This window comes from Nocardioides sp. Root151, assembly GCF_001427925.1.
Lineage (GTDB): Bacteria > Actinomycetota > Actinomycetes > Propionibacteriales > Nocardioidaceae > Nocardioides.
This window is the reverse complement of the sequence record NZ_LMGG01000007.1, coordinates 512,255-529,649: the sequence shown is the minus strand read 5'-3', so window position 1 is coordinate 529,649 and position 17,395 is coordinate 512,255. Positions and strand designations below refer to the sequence as shown.

13 protein-coding genes are annotated in these 17,395 nt (G+C 71.6%); 6 read left to right on the top strand and 7 right to left on the bottom strand.

The window, feature by feature from the left end; all coding sequences use genetic code 11:
* Nucleotides 1-14: 14 nt before the first annotated feature.
* Together ASD66_RS25415 and ASD66_RS25410 are read right to left on the bottom strand one after the other, a co-directional pair.
* Nucleotides 15-1,169 carry a site-specific DNA-methyltransferase gene (locus tag ASD66_RS25415; protein WP_056892017.1) on the bottom strand — a complete coding sequence of 385 codons (1,155 nt, stop codon included), beginning with the start codon at nucleotides 1,167-1,169 and terminating at the stop codon, nucleotides 15-17.
* The gene (locus tag ASD66_RS25410) at nucleotides 1,166-1,543 is read right to left on the bottom strand and encodes a hypothetical protein (RefSeq protein ID WP_056685759.1); all 378 of its coding nucleotides are present in this window, start codon (nucleotides 1,541-1,543) and stop codon (nucleotides 1,166-1,168) included. Before ASD66_RS25410 ends, ASD66_RS25415 begins: the two co-directional genes overlap by 4 nt.
* 76 nt (nucleotides 1,544-1,619) lie before the next feature.
* Between ASD66_RS25410 and ASD66_RS20045 the strand changes: the two genes are divergently transcribed.
* Nucleotides 1,620-2,366, top strand: a complete 747-nt coding sequence (locus ASD66_RS20045) for a PIG-L deacetylase family protein (protein WP_056892016.1) — start codon at nucleotides 1,620-1,622, stop codon at nucleotides 2,364-2,366.
* A 207-nt stretch (nucleotides 2,367-2,573) separates the two neighbouring features.
* Here ASD66_RS20045 and ASD66_RS20040 read toward each other — a convergent pair whose 3' ends face one another.
* The 5 genes from ASD66_RS20040 to wecB are packed head-to-tail and all read right to left on the bottom strand — an operon-like array spanning nucleotide 2,574 to nucleotide 11,514.
* Entirely contained in the window at nucleotides 2,574-4,748 is a 2,175-nt protein-coding gene (locus ASD66_RS20040; protein ID WP_056892015.1) for a glycosyltransferase family 4 protein, read from the bottom strand.
* Nucleotide 4,749: 1 nt separating this feature from the next.
* Complete coding sequence (locus ASD66_RS20035) at nucleotides 4,750-6,444, bottom strand: glycosyltransferase family 2 protein (protein WP_156388812.1); 1,695 nt, start codon at nucleotides 6,442-6,444, stop codon at nucleotides 4,750-4,752.
* Nucleotides 6,441-8,639 carry an acyltransferase family protein gene (locus ASD66_RS20030; RefSeq protein ID WP_162254297.1) on the bottom strand — a complete coding sequence of 733 codons (2,199 nt, stop codon included), beginning with the start codon at nucleotides 8,637-8,639 and terminating at the stop codon, nucleotides 6,441-6,443. Before ASD66_RS20030 ends, ASD66_RS20035 begins: the two co-directional genes overlap by 4 nt.
* Complete coding sequence (locus ASD66_RS20025) at nucleotides 8,639-10,441, bottom strand: glycosyltransferase family protein (RefSeq protein ID WP_200950133.1); 1,803 nt, start codon at nucleotides 10,439-10,441, stop codon at nucleotides 8,639-8,641. Before ASD66_RS20025 ends, ASD66_RS20030 begins: the two co-directional genes overlap by 1 nt.
* Complete coding sequence (gene wecB / locus ASD66_RS20020) at nucleotides 10,438-11,514, bottom strand: non-hydrolyzing UDP-N-acetylglucosamine 2-epimerase (RefSeq protein WP_056892013.1); 1,077 nt, start codon at nucleotides 11,512-11,514, stop codon at nucleotides 10,438-10,440. The genes ASD66_RS20025 and wecB overlap by 4 nt, the downstream gene beginning before the upstream one ends.
* A gap of 146 nt (nucleotides 11,515-11,660) precedes the next feature.
* On the opposite strand from wecB, the gene ASD66_RS20015 reads away from it, so the two are divergent.
* The 5 genes from ASD66_RS20015 to ASD66_RS19995 are packed head-to-tail and all read left to right on the top strand — an operon-like array spanning nucleotide 11,661 to nucleotide 17,343.
* Nucleotides 11,661-13,298 (top strand): glycosyltransferase family 4 protein, encoded by a 1,638-nt coding sequence (locus ASD66_RS20015; protein WP_056892012.1) that lies wholly within the window; start codon nucleotides 11,661-11,663, stop codon nucleotides 13,296-13,298.
* Nucleotides 13,295-14,566: a nucleotide sugar dehydrogenase gene (locus ASD66_RS20010; RefSeq protein WP_056685740.1), complete on the top strand. Its 1,272-nt coding sequence runs from the start codon at nucleotides 13,295-13,297 to the stop codon at nucleotides 14,564-14,566. Before ASD66_RS20015 ends, ASD66_RS20010 begins: the two co-directional genes overlap by 4 nt.
* Nucleotides 14,563-15,423, top strand: a complete 861-nt coding sequence (locus tag ASD66_RS20005) for an ABC transporter permease (protein ID WP_056892011.1) — start codon at nucleotides 14,563-14,565, stop codon at nucleotides 15,421-15,423. Before ASD66_RS20010 ends, ASD66_RS20005 begins: the two co-directional genes overlap by 4 nt.
* A complete protein-coding gene (locus ASD66_RS20000; protein ID WP_200950132.1) occupies nucleotides 15,416-16,231 on the top strand; it encodes an ABC transporter ATP-binding protein in 816 nt (271 codons plus the stop codon). Before ASD66_RS20005 ends, ASD66_RS20000 begins: the two co-directional genes overlap by 8 nt.
* Nucleotides 16,228-17,343 (top strand): glycosyltransferase, encoded by a 1,116-nt coding sequence (locus ASD66_RS19995; RefSeq protein WP_056892010.1) that lies wholly within the window; start codon nucleotides 16,228-16,230, stop codon nucleotides 17,341-17,343. The genes ASD66_RS20000 and ASD66_RS19995 overlap by 4 nt, the downstream gene beginning before the upstream one ends.
* Nucleotides 17,344-17,395: the final 52 nt, after the last annotated feature.

Genomic DNA, 17,395 nt, shown 5'->3' with positions numbered 1-17,395 from the left:
TGTGACGGCAGTCACTACGACAAGGGTCGGCGTACGTCGAGTCCGCCGCCGAGCGTCTCGGCGACGGCCCGCAGCCTCGCCTCGGTGATCGCGCTGACCGTCTCGAGTCCGGCCAGCTGCGCGTTGGACCCGGGCCGAGTGGGCTCGGGCGAGTTGATCGAGATGCACGTGCGGCTGCCGCCGTCGTCGGCGTTGGCCAGCGCCGTGGCGTGCCCCGTCGTACCGCTGCCGGCGAAGAAGTCGAGCACGACCGCGTCGTCGGGGAAGCACTCCAGGATCCGGCGGACCAGGCCGGTCGGCTTCGGCGACTCGAAGACGTGGCCCACGATCGCCTTCAGCTCGGCCACCGCGGTGTCGGTCGAGCCGACCTCCTCGGCCAGCCAGATCGTCTTCAGCTTCTTGCGCCGACCGTCGTGCAGCCAGTCGCGCTGGAAGATGTCGACCCGCTCCCCCAGCCGGCCGCGGATCTCGCGACACACCAGGTCGTCGGGGCGGGCCTCGATGCGCGGCACCGACCAGCGCCAGACCGCCGGGGTGCCGTCGCCGAAGATGGGCAGCACCTCGACGGCTCCCTCGAACGGCGCGGTCGCCACCTCGCCGGTCACCGGCGAGCCCCACAACGGGAAGTGCAGCGTGCGCGCGGTCGCCGGGTTGAACTTCTTGTTGGTGTTGCGCAACGGGAGGTGCCGGAACCGGCGGCCGTCGACGGCCTCCTGCGGGAAGTCGGCCGGGTCGACGTGGTGCGTCGAGGTCGCGTCGAGCACACACGCGTCGATGTCGCGGGCGTAGACCAGCAGGTACTCGTGGGAGGTGGCGAAGAAGTTGCCGAGCTGCCTGCCCTTGGGGTTGAGGTTCACCACGATCTGGGCGATGAAGTTGCGTTCGTCGTACACCTCGTCCATGAGCAGGCGCAGGTGGGCGACCTCGTTGTCGTCTATGGAGACGAAGATCGCGCCGCCGTCGGAGAGCAGGTCGCGCGCGGCCTCGAGGCGCGGCCGCATCATGTCGGTCCAGGCACGGTGCCGGTCGCGGCCGGTGCCGTGGCGGTCGTTGTAGGCGAAGTCGTTGCCGGTGTTGTACGGCGGATCGATGTAGACCACGTCGATGCTGCCCGGCTCGAGAGTGGGCAGCACGTCGAGGTTGTCGCCCTCGACGAAGACGTTGGTCAACGCCGTCCTCGCGGCAGCACCCGACGGGCCGGCTTCGGCTCCGGGTGGATCCGCTTGGCGAGGTCGGTGTGCGCCAGCAGCACCTCGAACGGCAGCTCCGACGGCGGGTACGTCGCGATCGGCTGGTCGCCGGTGAACACGACGTACGACGTGGTGCCCGACGGCGCCACCTTGAGGATCGAGCCGTCGACCACCGTGGCGGCATGGGCCAGCGCCTTGCGTCGTGCGGTGAGGCTGCGGGCGCGTTTCGTGGCCGAGGCCGCGGCCTTCCTGCCGCCGTTGTCCCAGGCGATCTTGGCCTGCGGGCCGTACTTGACGGCGACCTTCACGCCGGCGCCGATCACGACGACAGCGGTCTTGGCCTTCTTGCCCATCGGAATCCCCTCTGCTCGACTGGGGCAACCCTAACGGGGTCTCCCGCGGCGGGCGTCCGCGTGCCAGTCTGGGGACATGAGTGACGCACCCCCTTCCCTGAGCCCCCTGGACGAGACCTGGGAGCGTGCGCTGTGCATCGTGGCGCACCCCGACGACATGGAGTTCGGTGCGGCCGCGGCGGTGGCCCGATGGACCGGCCAGGGGAAGCAGGTCATCTACTGCATGGTGACCAGCGGCGAGGCCGGCATCGACGGCCTGCACCCCGACGAGTGCCGCAGCGTCCGTGAGGCCGAGCAGGTCGAGTCGGCGCGCATCGTTGGCGTCGACGAGGTGGAGTTCCTCGGCCTCCAGGACGGCGTCATCGAGTACGGCGTCGCGTTGCGGCGGGTGCTCGCCGAGGTGGTGCGGCGGCATCGTCCGGAGATCGTGGTCACCGGCAACTTCCACGACACGTTCGGCGGCCGGAACCTCAACCAGGCCGACCACATCGCCGTCGGACGTGCCGTGCTGGACGCCGTACGCGACGCGGGCAACCGGTGGATCTTCGCCGAGCAGCTGACCGACGGACTCGAACCGTGGGGCGGCGTACGCGAGGTCTGGGCGGCGGGCTCACCGCTGGCCGAGCACGGCGTCGACACCACCGACACGTTCGAGGCGGGCGTCGACTCGCTGCGCGCACACGGCGCCTACATCGACGGCCTGGGCTGGGAGAACTTCGACCCGGCCGAAATGCTCGAGGGCTTCGGCCGGGCCACCGGCACCCGCATGGGCGTCACGTTCGCCGCCCCCTTCGAGGTCTTCCCCATGGGCTGGGGCGACTGACCCACCGATACTCCCTGACGTTTCGGCCCCTCCGTGGGGATACTCCCTGACGTTTCGGCCCTTCCGTGGGGATACTCCCTGACGTTTCGGCCCCTCTGTCGGGATACTCCCTGACGTTTCGGCCCCCTGGGACGGAAGTTTCAAGGGCCCGAACGTCAGGGACTATCGAGACTTGAGGGCCCGAACGTCAGGGAGTATCGGGAAGGTTCAGGCGAGGAGGGTGCGGTAGGTGGCGTCGACGATGGACGTGACGTGGCGCCAGTCGCGGTTCTCCAGCACCCAGTCGCGAGCCGCACCACCGAGGCGGTCCCGCAGCGCCGGCGACTCGAGGAGCCGTTCGAGCGTGTCGGCCAAGGAACGCGCGCACCCCTTGTCGAAGACCAGTCCGGTGCGGCCGTCGTCGACGATCTCGGTCAGCGCGGCCACCGACGAGGTCACCACGGCCTTGCCCATCGCCATCGACTCGAACGGCTTGATCGGCGAGATCGCCTCACACACCGGCAGCGGCAGCCGCGGGAACGGCGTGATGTCGAAGAGCGAGAGGTACGACGCCACCTGGTCGTGGGGCACGCGTCCGGTGAAGGTGACCACGTCGTCGAGACCGAGCGAGGTCGAGAGCGCGTGCAGCTGCGACTCGAAGTGACCGTCGCCGACGACGACCACGTGGAAGTCCGGACCCGATGAGCCCGCGCGCTCCTTGAGCAGCGCCACCGCCTCGAGCAGCAGGTCGAGCCCCTCGTAGTCGACCAGCCCGCCGGCGTAGCCGATGACGGTCTTGCCGGTCAGCCCCAACGAGGCGGCCAGGTCGGCGTCGCGTGGCCGGGGCGTGAACTGGTCGGTGTGCACGCCGTTGGGCAGCACGACCAGCTTCTCCGCGTCGACCCCACGCTCGATCATCAACGCACGCAGGGCTTCGGTGATCACGAAGACCCGGTCGGCGGCGTGGCAGATCGTGGTCTCGAGGTCGGCGGTGAACCGGTGGCGGTCCGAGGACTCGAAGGCCGGGTCGCGCGAGACCTTCATCAGCTCCTCGAGCCCGCGCATCTCGTAGACGAACGGCAGCCCGAGCCGCGCGGCCGCCTGTTGCGCGGCCAGCCCGTTGACGTGGAACGACGACGCGTGGATCAACGAGGCACGATGACGCCGCGCATGGGCTTCGATCGCGGCGGCGTACTTGTCGACGTACGACGTCAGCGGGTACTGCCGATAGACGCGGGCGTCGGTGAGCACCCGGTGGTAGCGGATGCCGTCGATCTCGTCGACCGGCGGCACGACGCGGGTGTCGTGCTTGGACCAACGGTCGTAGGGGAAGCCCGGGCGGGTCACGGCCTCGACCGACCACCCGTCGGCGACCAGACCGGTGAGGACGCCGTGGGTGCGGGTCGCGTAGCCGCCGGAGAGGTGCGGCAACGACTGGGCCAGCACCGACAGCACGTGCCGCGGGGCGGCGTCGAGGCGCAGCTCCCCGCGCGGCGTCGGCGTCCAGCCCTCACGCACGACCCGCAGCTGGTCGGTGGCGCTGGACCAGGTGTCGCGCGCCCAGAGGTCGTCGGGACGCAGCGCGAGCGAGTGGTTGACCAGCGTCTCGGCGGCGGAGGTGTAGCCGGCGGTCAGCGCCCGCGCGGCGGCCTTGCGCAGCTCGAGGGCGGCCTCCTTCACCAACGCCGGTACGTCGTCCGCGGCCGGCGGGTGCGCGCTCACCTGGGCGGCCAGGCGGTCCCAGTCGCGCCGCCGGTCGAGGGCGCGTGCCACGGCGGGCGTGGGCCGGCGCAACTGCTCCCACCAGTGGGCGAGCACCGGGTCGAGCGGGTCGGCCCCCACCAGCGCGATCTCGGCCTCCACCTCGGCGAGCCGCTCGTCGAGACCGTCGATGCCCCAGCGCGCCAGGTGGGTGCGCCAGGCCTCGACCGACTCACGATCTGCGGAGCGGAGCGCCTCCACCACCAGGGCGATCTGCGCGCGGTTCCGCGGCCGTTGGCCCAACGCGCGGGCCAGGGCCGTCGCCGCCTCGTCCGGAGAGGTGGACTGCGCCAGGCGTCGATGGATCAACGAGGTCTCGACGTCGTCGTCCAGCGCGGCCGCCGTACGGGCCGCCTCCAGGGCGGAGCCGTGCTGTCCGGCGGCGGACCTGGCCTCCGCGACCAGCGCCCAGGCCCGGCCACGGACCCTCGAGTCGGCGTCGGCGTCGAGGAGCGGTGCGACCACCGCCTCGGCGTCGCCGCCCGCCTTGAGCACCCGCCTGGCCTCGGCGACACGGGCCCGGCCCACGAGCTGGCCGGCGCGGCCCGGGGCGACCGGCAGCTTGCCGAGGGCAGTCGCGCCCCGGGTGCGCAGGGCGCGCCTGGCGCGGCCCCTCATCTGGACGAACGGAGTCACGGACATGTCAGACCTCCACGTGCTGGCGGGGATCGCCGTAGAACTCGAGCCGCCCGTGGGCGGTCATGAAGGACGCGTCGTCGACGGTCCAGGTGTGCGCGTGCCGGTCGAGGCCGCGCACGGAGACGAAGTTGAACCGGTCCGCCGACCAGATCTTCACGCCGTCGGAGATGGCCCGGTCGAGGATGTCGCTGTCGACCGCGCGCGGGATGTCGGAGAACCGCAGGCCGCGCACCACGTCGCCGTCGAAGAGCATCGAGCCGCCCTGGATGCGGCGTACGTAGCTGTGCTCGGTCTCCGGGTAGCGCAGCACCACGGCCCCGGTCGACCGCAACCACACGTAGTGCGCCCACTTGCCGACGATGCCGGCACCACTGCTCACCCCGGCGTCCAGCAGGTCGGTGAGGTAGTGGGTGCCGTAGTGGTTGTCGTCGTCCATCTTCGCCACGAACGCCCCGCTCGAGGCCCCGAGACCGAGGTTCATGCAGGTGCCCAGCGTGGCGGTGCGCGGCGCGTCGACCACGGTCAGGTGGGGTACGCCGGCCGCCTCCGCGCGCACCACGAGGTCGGCCCGGTCGAGGTCGATGCCGTGGAGGACGAGCACGAGCTCGACGTCGCGGTGGGACTGGCGACCGACGTTGGCCAGCACGTTGTCGATCTCGTGGGGCCGGTTGGTCGGCACAATGGCCGAAACGGAGCGGACGGTCAGCCGCGGTGGCGCGATGCCGTCCAGCAGCAGGTCGACGCGGTCGTCGAGGCGATGGCCGGCCTGCACCGCGCGGTGCAGCGCCAGCCCTTCACGGTCACGGAGCTCCGGCTGCTCGACGCGGGCGATGATCTCGCTGCGCAGGGCACGGGCGTCACGGGCGCGGACGACGTGTGCCTCGAGGTCGGCAGGCACGGGCAGCCGGTCGAGGGTGACCACCGGCGTGCGGAGGGCGCCTGCGTCGAGCAGCGTCGAGACGTCCTCGACGCGGTGACGTGGCGCGTCGACGAGCAGGGCCGCCTGGTCGAGCGGCACCGGGTGCGGCGCCCGGCCGCGCAGCACCCTGCTCACCGGGGCGTCCGGGTCGCGCAGGTGCACCGAGACACCGTCGAGGGGCCGGACCGCCTTGACCACGTCGGCCGCCACTGCCCCGGCGACACGCGGGTCGACGGGTCCGTCGACGACGAGGACCGCACCACTGCGGTCGACACCGGCCGCGGTGCGGCGTACGTCGACACCGACCGGCAGCTCGGTCACCTCGTCGGACACCGACTTCCACGCGTCGAGGTGCGCCGGGTCGGCGACGAAGACGCGGGCACCGGCCTCGACCAGCGCGGTCACGTCTGCCGGTGGTCCACCGGCGGTCGCCCAGGCCACGACGGGTACGCCGGCCCGGGCCGCCGAGCGCAGGGCCGCCGAGACGACGAGGTCCTCGTGCCCGGGCACCGCACCGTCGACGTACTCGACGAGGAGGAGGCCGGCGTCCGTGAGCTCCTGCCCACCCACGGAAGCGCCGACCAGATCAGGTAGCACGCTCTGGCGCCACTGGGCGGCCAGCCCGTCAGTCAGGCGACGACCCGCCAGCACCACCGCGCGCACGTCGGGCCTCAGAGGCCCTCGCTCCGGCGGCAGCGCCCACGCATCGGTGGTCGCGGATTCAGCGGGGCGAGGCCGGAGGCCCGAGGCCACGTCCCGGAGGCGGGCGAGGCGGCTCATCGCACACCCGCCTTCGCCAGCGCCTCTTCGACCCGTGGTGCGAGCGTCTCGATGTAGGTCTTGGTGATGTGCGAGCCCTGGCGGTAGACCAGCACGTTGCCGATCACCGGCGCGCACTCGTCGGTCGGGCAGATCGCGTCGACCAGGTCGAGGAAGTAGAGGCCCGTGTCGCCGGCACCGCTGTCGGACGCGGCGCCCGGAGAGATGTCGACCGCGCCGAGCTCGTCGGCGGCCGCCTTCTGCACCCCGACGCCACTGGCCTCGACGCCGTGGTCGCGGTCGTAGGTGCACTGGGTGAGGTCGTCCTGGTGCTCGGAGACGCAGGCGTAGACGTCGCTGCCGGTCTGCGGGGTGTCGGCGAGTACGACAACCTCGATGCCGGCGTCACGCAGCTGGGTCCAGGCATCCTCCAACCCGGCCTGCATGGTGTCCTCGCTCATGTCGTCGCCGTCGCCGGTCAACGCGGAGTCGCGCTGGCCCGCGGTCACCACGACGTCTGGCTTCTCGTCGCCCGTGAGCCGGTCGAGGACGTCGCCACCCCATTCACGGCAGGTGTCGTAAGGCTCGCCGTCCAGCACGGAGGTGGCCGTGGAGAACTGGCAGGCCGACTTCGTGTAGGTCACGATCCGCCAGTCGTGGGTCTTCGCGAGCACCTGGAAGGCCGGCACCCACTGGGCGGCCTTCGAGTCACCGACGATCGCGATGGTGGTCTTCGCGTCGGCCGCGCCGTACTCGCAGGTGGCGACCTCGGCCACGTCGGAGTCGACCTGGCAGCCCTCGGCGTACAGGTCGGGCACGTCCTTGGGCGCCTCGAGCGGGTTCGGCGTGATGCCGCCCTGCACCGAGTCGACCGGTTCGCCGGCCGGGTCGTCCTTTGGTGAGCTGGCCGAGAGCGCCATCGAGCCCTTGACGTTCGCCGGGTCGATGGTGGGTCCGGCCGCCTTGCCGAAGAGCGCCACCAGCATCAGCCCGGCGACGACCGCGATGAGGGTGCAGTTGACCCCGAGGGACAGGGACACCTTGGTGTTGCCGACGAACTTCGAGTTGCGAAGCGGGTTCTCGACGAGGTGGAAGGTCAGCCAGGCCGGGATCACCGACGCCGTGACGATGACCAGTCCGGTCAGCACCGAGATGCCGCCGAAGTGCTCGCGGGCCACGATCAGCAGCGGCCAGTGCCACAGGTAGAGCGAGTAGGTGAGGTAGCCGATGAACAGCATGAACCGGTTGCCCAGGATCGCCACCGGCCCCTTCGGACCGGCCGCGACACCGGCCGCGATCATCAGGCCCGCGCCCACGGTCGGCAGCACGGCGTAGTAGCCGGGCCAGGTGATCTCGGAGGTGTAGATGCGCCCGGCCAGCAGGATCATGCCGAGGCCGGCCCAGGCCAGCACGATGGCCAGGCCCTTCGGGATCCGGTCGAGGCGGGTGGCCAGGATCGCCACGAAGGCGCCGATCGTGAACTCCCACATGCGTGTGGTGGTGATGAAGTAGGCCCGCTCGCTGGCGAAGAACGACTGGTGCACCGCCCAGGCGAAGGACGGCAGGGCGACCAGGGCGAGACCGACCAGCAGCGCCGGCTTGCGTCGTACGCCGAGTCGCGCGGCGAGCACCACGGCGCCGAGCAGCAGGATCGGCCACACGAAGTAGAACTGCTCCTCGACCGACAACGACCAGTAGTGCTGCACGGCCGACGGAGTGATGTCCTCGGCGAGGTAGTCGACCGAGCGGTCGGCCAGGCGCCAGTTCACGAAGTAGAGCGCGGACGCGACGATGTCGCCGCCGGTGGTCTCCCACCTGATCTTCGGCACCCACAGCCAGGTCATCACGGCGGTCGCGCCGAGCACCACGGAGGCGGCCGGCAGCAGGCGCTTGGCCCGGCGCGCGTAGAAGCCGAGGAGTCCGACGCGTCCGGTGCGGTCGACCTCCTTCATCAGCTGACCGGTGATCACGAACCCGGAGATGACGAAGAAGACGTCGACGCCGACGAAGCCGCCGGGGAAGAGCATCAGCCCTGCGTGGTAGGGCAGGACGAGGAAGGTGGCGACGGCGCGCAGGCCCTCGATGTCGCGGCGGATCCGACTGTTGCCCTTGGCCGCCTTCGTCGTGTCGTTCCTGCCGGCTCGGCGCTTGGGGCCGTCGGCGCGGTCAGGGCTGTCGTTCGGGTCTACCTTCAGACCGTCAGCGATGAGCGTCATCATGCCTCCGCATGCGGGTAGGGGTTGCCGTAGAACAGGAGCCGCGACGAGCGCGCCATCAACTGCTTCTCGGTGATCGGCCAGGTGTGGCTGCCGGGGTCGACCCGGCGCACGGACACGAAGTTGAAGCGGTCCGCGGAGTAGGTGGTCAGGCCGCGCGCCTTGACCTTCTCGAGGAACGTGGTGTCGACCCGGCGCGGCAGGTCCTCGAAACGCACGTCGCGGGCCAGCTCGCGACGGGTCAGCAGGGTGCCGCCCTGCACCAGGTCGGTGAACCGGTGCTCGGCGTGCTCGAAGCGCAGCAGCGTGGCGCCGCTGGACTCGAGGTGCACCAGGTGCGCCCACTTGCCGGTCACGTCGGCGCCGGAGTAGTCCAGCGCCCGCACCAGGTCGGTCAGGTAGTGCCGGCCGTAGAAGTTGTCGTCGTCGACCTTGGCGACGAGCTCACCGTCGGCCGCGTCGACGCCGAGGTTCATGCAGGCGCCGAGGGTGAGCGGCGCGTCGGCGTACCTGGTGACCACGTTGTCGAGCCCGGCGCGTGCCGCGCGCACGGCCAGGTCGGCCGGCGCCTCGAAGCCGTGGGTGACCAGCACCAGCTGGAGGTCGCGGTGGCTCTGGCTGCCGAGCATGGCGAGCACGTGGTCGAGCTGCTCGGGCCGCATCGTCGGGACGACCGCACTGACCTGCGTGGTGGTCGAACCAGTCGAGACCACCTCGCCGGGTCTCGAGACGCTCGCTGACGCTCGCTCCTCGACCAACGGAAGATCGAGACCGAGGGAGCGCAGCACGGTGTCCACGCGGTGCGTGCAGAGGTGCTCGTCGAACACCCGACGGTGCGCCTTGAGCGCCTGGCGGTCGCGGTACTCGTCCTGGCCGAGCAGCACGTCGATCGCGGCGCGCGCCTCGTCGGCGTCGCGGACCACCTCGAGGTCGGAGCCGAAGAACGGCTCGATGCTGGCCGCCGGCGTGGTGATCACGGCGGTCTGCGCGGCAGAGAGCTCGAAGAGCCGGCGGCTGCACATCGTCTTGGAGCCGGTCACCGAGTTCACGTTCAGGAAGACCTTGTACGCCGAGTAGGCCGCGAGCATCTTCGGATAGGGCAACGACCCGACGACGTGGCTGCGGTAGGGCGCCGGGAACCGGTAACGCTTGTCGCCACGCTGCATGCGCGACCAGATGTGCAGTCCGCGGTCGAGCGCCGGGCGCAGCAGCTGCTCCATCTGCTCGCGACGCTCCGGGTGCTTCTCGGCGAACCAGGTGCCGGCGAACGCGATCGGCAGCACCCGGCCCTTGCCGCGGCGTACCGGGTTGTGCAGCCGCGGCTGGGCGGAGAAGGGCAGCAGGTCGATGCGCTCGTGGCCGAGGTCGCGCTGGTAGACCGGGATCCGGTCGGCGTCGACGGTGAAGACCTGGTCGAAGAGCCGGGCGGTCTCGAGGAAGACGTCGTAGTTGGGCGGGTCCTCCTTGTTCCAGAACACGGTCGGGATGCCCTCGTCGCGGCACCACGCCACCAGGGCGCGCAGCTCCGGCGACGGCTGGTGGTCGCGGGTCATGTGCAGCCGCCAGGCACCGTCGTTGCCGTTCCACGCCGACTCGACGAAGAGCAGGTCGGGGCGCTGCTCCGTCAGGACCGCCCGCCAGTCGGTCGGCGTCACCTTCACCTGGTGCCACTCGTAGCCGAAGGCCAGCTCGGAGAACGGGTCGAGGATCACCGCCGCCTTCGTCGTCCGGGCCGGGTGCACCTCGGGCAGCTCGAACGCCGGCAGGCGGGGTCGGCGTACCCGGCGCAGCAACCGGCTCACAGGAACTCCTGGAGCACGGCGGCGATGCGGGCACCGGCCTGGCCGTCCCACAGCGGCGGCACCCGGTGGGCCGTCGCAACAGGCGCAGCGAGCACGTCGGCGAGGACGAACGGGACGTCCTCGCGGGTGACCAGCTGGTTGGTGCCGTGGGTGATCGTCACCGGGCGTTCGGTGTTGGGTCGCAGGGTCAGGCAGGGGATGCCGAGGATCGTGGTCTCCTCCTGGACGCCGCCGGAGTCGGTGACGACTGCCCGGGCGCCGCGGACCAGGCCGAGGAACTCGACGTACCCCTGGGGGTCGAGCACGACCACGCGCGGGTGGTCGAAGAGGCCGACCGCCTCGAAGGCCGCACGGCCGCGCGGGTGCAGGGGCAGCACGAGGTCGACCTGGTCGGCCACCGCGTGCAGTGCCTTGACCAGTGCCGATGCGTCGGCCGGGTCGTCGACGTTCGCCGGACGGTGCAGGGTGGCGACGGCGTAGTCACCCTCGAGGCCGTGTCGCGCGCGGGCGGCGGCGACGTCGAACCGGTCGAGGTTGGCCAGCAGGGTGTCGATCATCGGGTTGCCGACCAGGTGGATCCGGTCGGCGGCCACACCCTCGTTGCCGAGGTGAGCGACCGCGTCGGGGCTGGTCGCGAAGAGCAGGTCGGAGAGCCGGTCGGTGACCAGGCGGTTGACCTCCTCGGGCATGGTGCGGTCGAAGGAGCGCAGGCCGGCCTCGACGTGGGCGATCGGGATCTGCAGCTTCGCGGCGACCAGGGCGGCGGCGACGGTCGAGTTCACGTCGCCGTAGACGACCACGATGTCGGGCCGCTGGGCGAGGAACAGCTCCTCGAGGCCGGTCATGATGCGGGCGGTCTGGGTGGCATGGCTGCCCGAGCCGACGCCGAGGTCGACGTCCGGGGTGGGCAGGCCGAGCTGGCGGAAGAACACCTCCGACATCGCCTCGTCGTAGTGCTGGCCGGTGTGCACCAGCGTCTGCTCGAGGCCGAGCTCGCCGGCGGCCGCGATCACCGGAGCCGCCTTCGGGAAGTTGGGGCGGGCTCCGGCCACATGGGTGAGCTTCGTGGTCATGGGGGCCTCTCCTGGTGGATCTACGACGTGGGACCTGGGCGGCGACACGACTCGATTCGCCGCTTCGGTACTATATCTAGTAAGTTACTGTACTTAGTAATCGAGGGACGCCATGGCGCGCCCGTCACCACACGAGAGGAGCAGCCATGACCGCGTCACGCACGACGGCCCGACTGCTCCTCGCCGCCCGCAACCTCCCGATCGCCGCCTCGGTGGTCCGGAGGCATCTGGCCCGCGGGCGCGGACACACCGCCTCGATCGGCGCACGTGTCCTGCCCGGCGTCGCCGGCCCGCTCACCCGCCTGGTCACCACCTCCGGGCGCGGGCCGGCGTACGCCGAGGCACAGTCGGCGTACGCCGCGGGCGAGCTGAGCCGGGCCCATGAACACGCCACCCACGCCGGTCGATCCGGCGCCCGCCTGCGCGAGCACCTCGCCGGCGAGCTGTCGGTGCTGACCGACCCCCAGACGTCGGCTCCGGAGCGCCCCCTGCACCCGGGCACTCCGGAGCCGACTCCCTCCGTCCTGCACCTGGTGACGAACTCGCTCCCCCACTCCGTCGCCGGCTACACGACCCGCACCCAGGGCCTGCTGGCCGCCCAGCGCGCCGCGGGCACCGACGCGCGTGCGGCCACCCGCATCGGCTACCCGGTGACCCGCGGCCACCTCGCCGTCCCGGCGGTGGAGTACGTCGACGACGTCCCCTACCACCGCATCCTCACCACCGTGCCGTTGCGCGCCGACCGGGCGCTGGCCAAGGACGTCGAGCGCACCGCCCGCCTCGTGGAGCGGATGCGGCCCGCCGTACTGCACGCGCACAGCAACCACCTCAACGCCCGGGTCGCCCTGGCCCTGCGTGAACGGTTCGACCTGCCCGTGGTCTACGAGGTGCGCGGCTTCCTGGAGGAGACCGAGCGCTCCCGCCGCGGGCCCGACGCGTTGCCCAACGAACGCCAGCGGCTGACCCGGGCGGTCGAGACGCACTGCATGCGCGAGGCCGACGCCGTCCTCACGATCAGCGAGGTGATGCGCGAGGCGATCGTGGCCCGCGGCATCCCGGCCGCCAAGGTGCACGTGGTTCCCAACTCCGTCGGCGACCAGTTCGTGGCGCCGGGTCTCGATACGCTCGCTGGCGCTCGCTACTCGACCACCGAAAAGCAGGAGGCTCGGAGGTCGAGTGCCGCCGAGGCACGAGGCGGTGTATCGAGACCGGTCACCGTCGGCGCGGTCGGCACCCTCAACGACTACGAGGGCCTCGACGTCCTCATCGACGCGGTGGCCCTGCTGCCCCCGGGCACCGCGCGCCTGCTCCTGGTCGGCGACGGGCCGGCCCGCACCGCGCTCCAGGCCCGGGCGTGTGCCGCAGGCATCGACGCCGAGTTCACCGGGCGGGTCAACCCCGACCGGGTCGTGGCGCAGCACCAGCGCATCGACATCCACGCCACGCCCCGCCTCGACCTCCCGGTGACCCGACTGGTGCCGCCGATCAAGCCGGTCGAGGCACTGGCGCTGGGTCGTCCGGTGGTGGCCAGCGACCTGCCGCCGCTGCGCGAGCTGGTCCGCGACGGACACAACGGCCGGCTGGTCCGCGCCGGAGACGCGCACGCCCTGGCCGACGTGCTCGCCGAGCTGGCCGCCGCCCCCGACGTACGACGACGGCTCGGCGCCAACGGCCGGGCCGACGTGCTCGCCCACCGCACCTGGGAACGGGCCGCACAGACCTGCGCCCGCCTCTACGACGAGATCCGCACCGGCACCTGCCTGATCGAAGGAGTCACCTCATGACCCGGACCACTGACCTCGACCTCGTGGTCGTCGGCCTCGGCTACGTCGGGCTGCCGCTGGCCCAGGCCGCCACGGCCGCGGGCCTGCGCGTCGCCGGCCTCGACCTGAACCGCGCCGCCGTCGACGGCCTCAACGCCGGCGTCTCCCACGTCGACGACCTGAGCGACGACGACGTCGCTGCCATGGTGTCCACCGGGTTCCGGGCCACCGACGACCCGGCCGTCCTCGCCGACGCCGACGTCACCGTCATCTGTGTGCCCACCCCGCTCAGCCCCGACGGCGGCCCGGACCTCGGCGCGGTCACCTCCGCCGTCCGGGCCATCGCCGAGCACCTACTGCCCGGCCGGCTCGTGGTGCTGGAGTCGACCACCTACCCCGGCACCACCGACGAGCTGGTCCGCCCGATCCTCGAGGAGGCCTCCGGACTGGTCGCCGGCGAGGACTTCGCGCTGGCCTTCTCCCCCGAGCGGATCGACCCGGGCAACCCGACGTACGGCCTGGTCAACACGCCCAAGGTCGTCGGCGGCCACACGGCGTCGTGCACCGCGCGGGCCGCGGCGTTCTACGGCAAGTTCGTGCACACGATCGTCGAGACCGCCGGCACCCGCGAGGCCGAGACCGCCAAGCTGCTGGAGAACACCTACCGGCACATCAACATCGCGCTGGTCAACGAGATGGCCCGCTTCTGCCACGAGCTCAAGATCGACCTGTGGGACGTCATCCGCGCCGCGTCCACGAAGCCGTTCGGCTTCCAGGCCTTCCACCCCGGGCCCGGCGTCGGCGGGCACTGCATCCCGATCGACCCGAACTACCTCTCCCACAACGTGCGCGCCAAGCTCGGCTACCCGTTCCGGTTCGTGGAGCTGGCCGAGGAGATCAACGCCACCATGCCGTCGTACGTCGCACACCGCGCGCAGAACCTGCTCAACGACCACGCCAAGGCGATCCACGGCTCCACCGTGCTGCTGCTAGGCGTGACCTACAAGCCCAACATCGCCGACCAGCGGGAGTCCCCGGCGGTGCCGCTGGCCAAGGCGCTCGACACCCTCGGAGCCCGCGTGGTCTACCACGACCCGCGCGTCGAGGAGTGGGACGCCGGCGTGCCGGTCACCCGCGCCGATGACCTGGCCACCGCGATCGCGTTCGCCGACCTGGTCATCCTCGTGCAGGCCCACGACGAGTACGACGTCCCGTCGCTGGCCGCCGACGCGCGCCTGTTCTTCGACACCCGTGGCGTGACCACCGGGCCCGAGGTGAACAGGTTGTGAGCACGGCGCCCAGCCCGCTGGCCGCGCTGGCCGCCGAGCACGGCCTCCAGCGGGTCGGCGTACGCCCGCCCCTGCGTCGCTACCTGGCCACGATGTGGCAGCGGCGGCACTTCGCGGTGTCCCTTGCCGGGTCGAAGGCCTACGCGCGCAACCAGGGCAACTACCTCGGCCAGGTCTGGGCGCTGCTCAACCCGGTGCTGTGGGCGCTGGTCTACCTGCTGGTCTTCGGCGTGCTGCTCGACACCAGCCGCGGCGTGGAGAACTTCATCGGCTTCCTGGTGGTCGGCGTCTTCATGTTCCACTTCAGCTCGGCCAGCATCACCACCGGCTCGAACGCCATCGTAGGCAACCAGGGCCTGATCACCTCCCTCCAGTTCCCGCGGGCACTCCTGCCGATCGCGTCGGTGCTGGCCGAGCTGGTCACTCTGGTCCCCGCGCTCGTCGTGCTGCTGGTCCTGGTGCCGCTCACCGGCGAGCCGTTCGCCTGGACCTGGCTGCTGCTCCCCCTCGCGGTGGGCCTGCAATGGGTCTTCGGCACCGGGGTCGCCCTGGTCTGCGCGCGGCTCGTCTCGCAGTGGCGCGACGTGAAGCAGCTGATCCCGTTCGTGCTGCGCGCGCTGATGTACGTCTCCGGGGTCTTCTTCTCCATCGACCACTACGTCGGCAGCGGCACCGCGGCCGCCGTGCTCTCGCACCAGCCGGTCGCGGTCTACCTCGAACTGGTGCGCGGCACGCTGCTCTCCGAGGTCCCTCTCACCCCTGCCCTGTGGGGCTGGGCTGCCGGGTGGGCCCTGGTCACCCTCGTGCTGGGCTTCGTCTTCTTCTGGCACGCCGAGGAGAGGTACGGCCGTGGCTGACCGTCCCTCCCTCATCGTCGACGACGTGCACGTCACCTATCGCACGTACGGCGGGCGCCGACTGACCGCGCGACAGCAGAAGACCTGGCACACGATCGGCCGCCACGTCGGGGCGGTCGACAAGGTCCGCGCAGTCCGCGGCATCTCGTTCGTGGCCGACCACGGCGAGTCGATCGGCGTGATCGGCCACAACGGCTCCGGCAAGAGCACGCTTCTGCGCGCCATCGCCGGCGTCCTGCCGACCGAGTCCGGCGCCGTGTACGCCGACGGCACGGCCTCGCTGCTCGGGGTCAACGCGGCCCTGATGCGCGACCTGACCGGTGAGCGCAACATCGTGCTCGGCGGCCTCGCCCTCGGGCAGACGCCAGCCCAGGTTGAGGAACGCTTCGACGAGGTCGTCGACTTCGCCGGCATCGGCGACTTCCTTCAGCTGCCGATGCGGGCCTACTCGTCCGGCATGGGATCGCGACTCCGGTTCGCGATCTCGTCGGCGGCCCGCCCCGACATCCTGATGATCGACGAGGCGCTCTCGACGGGCGACGCGGAGTTCCGCCGGCGCAGTCGCGAACGCGTCGACCAGATCCGCTCGGAGGCCGGCACGGTGCTGCTGGTCAGCCACTCGATGTCGACGATCCGCTCCATGTGCGACCGGGTGCTGTGGGTCGACGGTGGACGACTCCGCTTGGACGGCCAGGTCGACGAGGTGCTCGAGGCCTATGCCGAGGCGACCGGCCGGCCGGTCGCCCGCCGTACTCCTGCCCGGTCCCGGGCCGACGGCCGTTCGTCGGAGCAGGCGGTCGCGGGATGACGCTGCCCGCACGCGCCCTGGTGGTCACGGTCGTCCACCACCCGGAGGACGCCCGCATCCGGCACCGCCAGATCGCCTCGCTGCTCGAGGCCGGTTGGCAGGTGACCTATGCGGCGCCCTTCTCCGGCTACGGCCTGCCGGTGCCGCCTCCGACCGCGCAGCTGACCACGGTCGACGTGCCGCGCGCCCTGGGCACGTCACGGCTCGCCTCGATGCGCGCGGCCCGGGCGCTCCTCGACCGGCTGGGCGCCGACCACGACATCGTGCTGCTGCACGATCCCGAGCTGCTCCTCGCGGTCGGCAGCTTCCACCACCCGCATGTCGTGTGGGACGTGCACGAAGACACCGCCGCCGCGATCTCGCTGAAGCCATGGCTGCCCGCCGGGCTCGGTCGTCCCGCGGCCTGGGCGGTCCGCCGGATCGAGCGCCGTGCCGAGCGCCGCCACCACCTCCTGCTCGCCGAAGAGGCCTACCAGCTCCGCTTCCGCAAGCGGCATCCCGTCGTGCCCAACACCACGCGCGTGCCGCAGGACCCGGCCCCGCCCGATGACCCGCGGGTGGTCTACGTCGGCCATCTCTCCCGGGCCCGTGGCGTGCACGAGCTGGTCGCGCTGGCACGGCTGCTGGCGCCCGCCGGCATCATGGTGCAGGCCATCGGCCATGCCGACCAGGAGGCCACCGCGGCGCTGACCGACGCGTCCTCACGGGTCGACTGGCTCGGCTTCCTGCCGCACGACGAGGCGATGAAGCACGTCGACGGCGCCCTGGCCGGGCTCTCCCTGCTGCACGACGAGCCGAACTACCGGCACTCCCAGCCGACCAAGGTCGTCGAGTACATGGCGCACGGCGTCCCGGTCATCACGACTCCGCTCCCCCGGGCCGAGCACCTGGTCACGTCGGTCGGGTCGGGCGTCGTCGTACCGTTCGGCGAGCCGTCAGCCGTGGCCTCGGCCGTCGCGGACGCCGTACTGGCGTTGCACGCGGAACCCGCCACCCGCCTGCGGATGGGCACCCTCGGCCACCGCCACGCCGCCGACCACCTCGACTGGGCCCGCCGATCCGGCGAGTTCGTCAGCCGGCTCGGCGCCATCGCCAACGCCCCCGATCGATAGTCCCTGACGTTTCGGCCCCCAGAACTGGATACTCCCTGACGTTTCGGTCCCC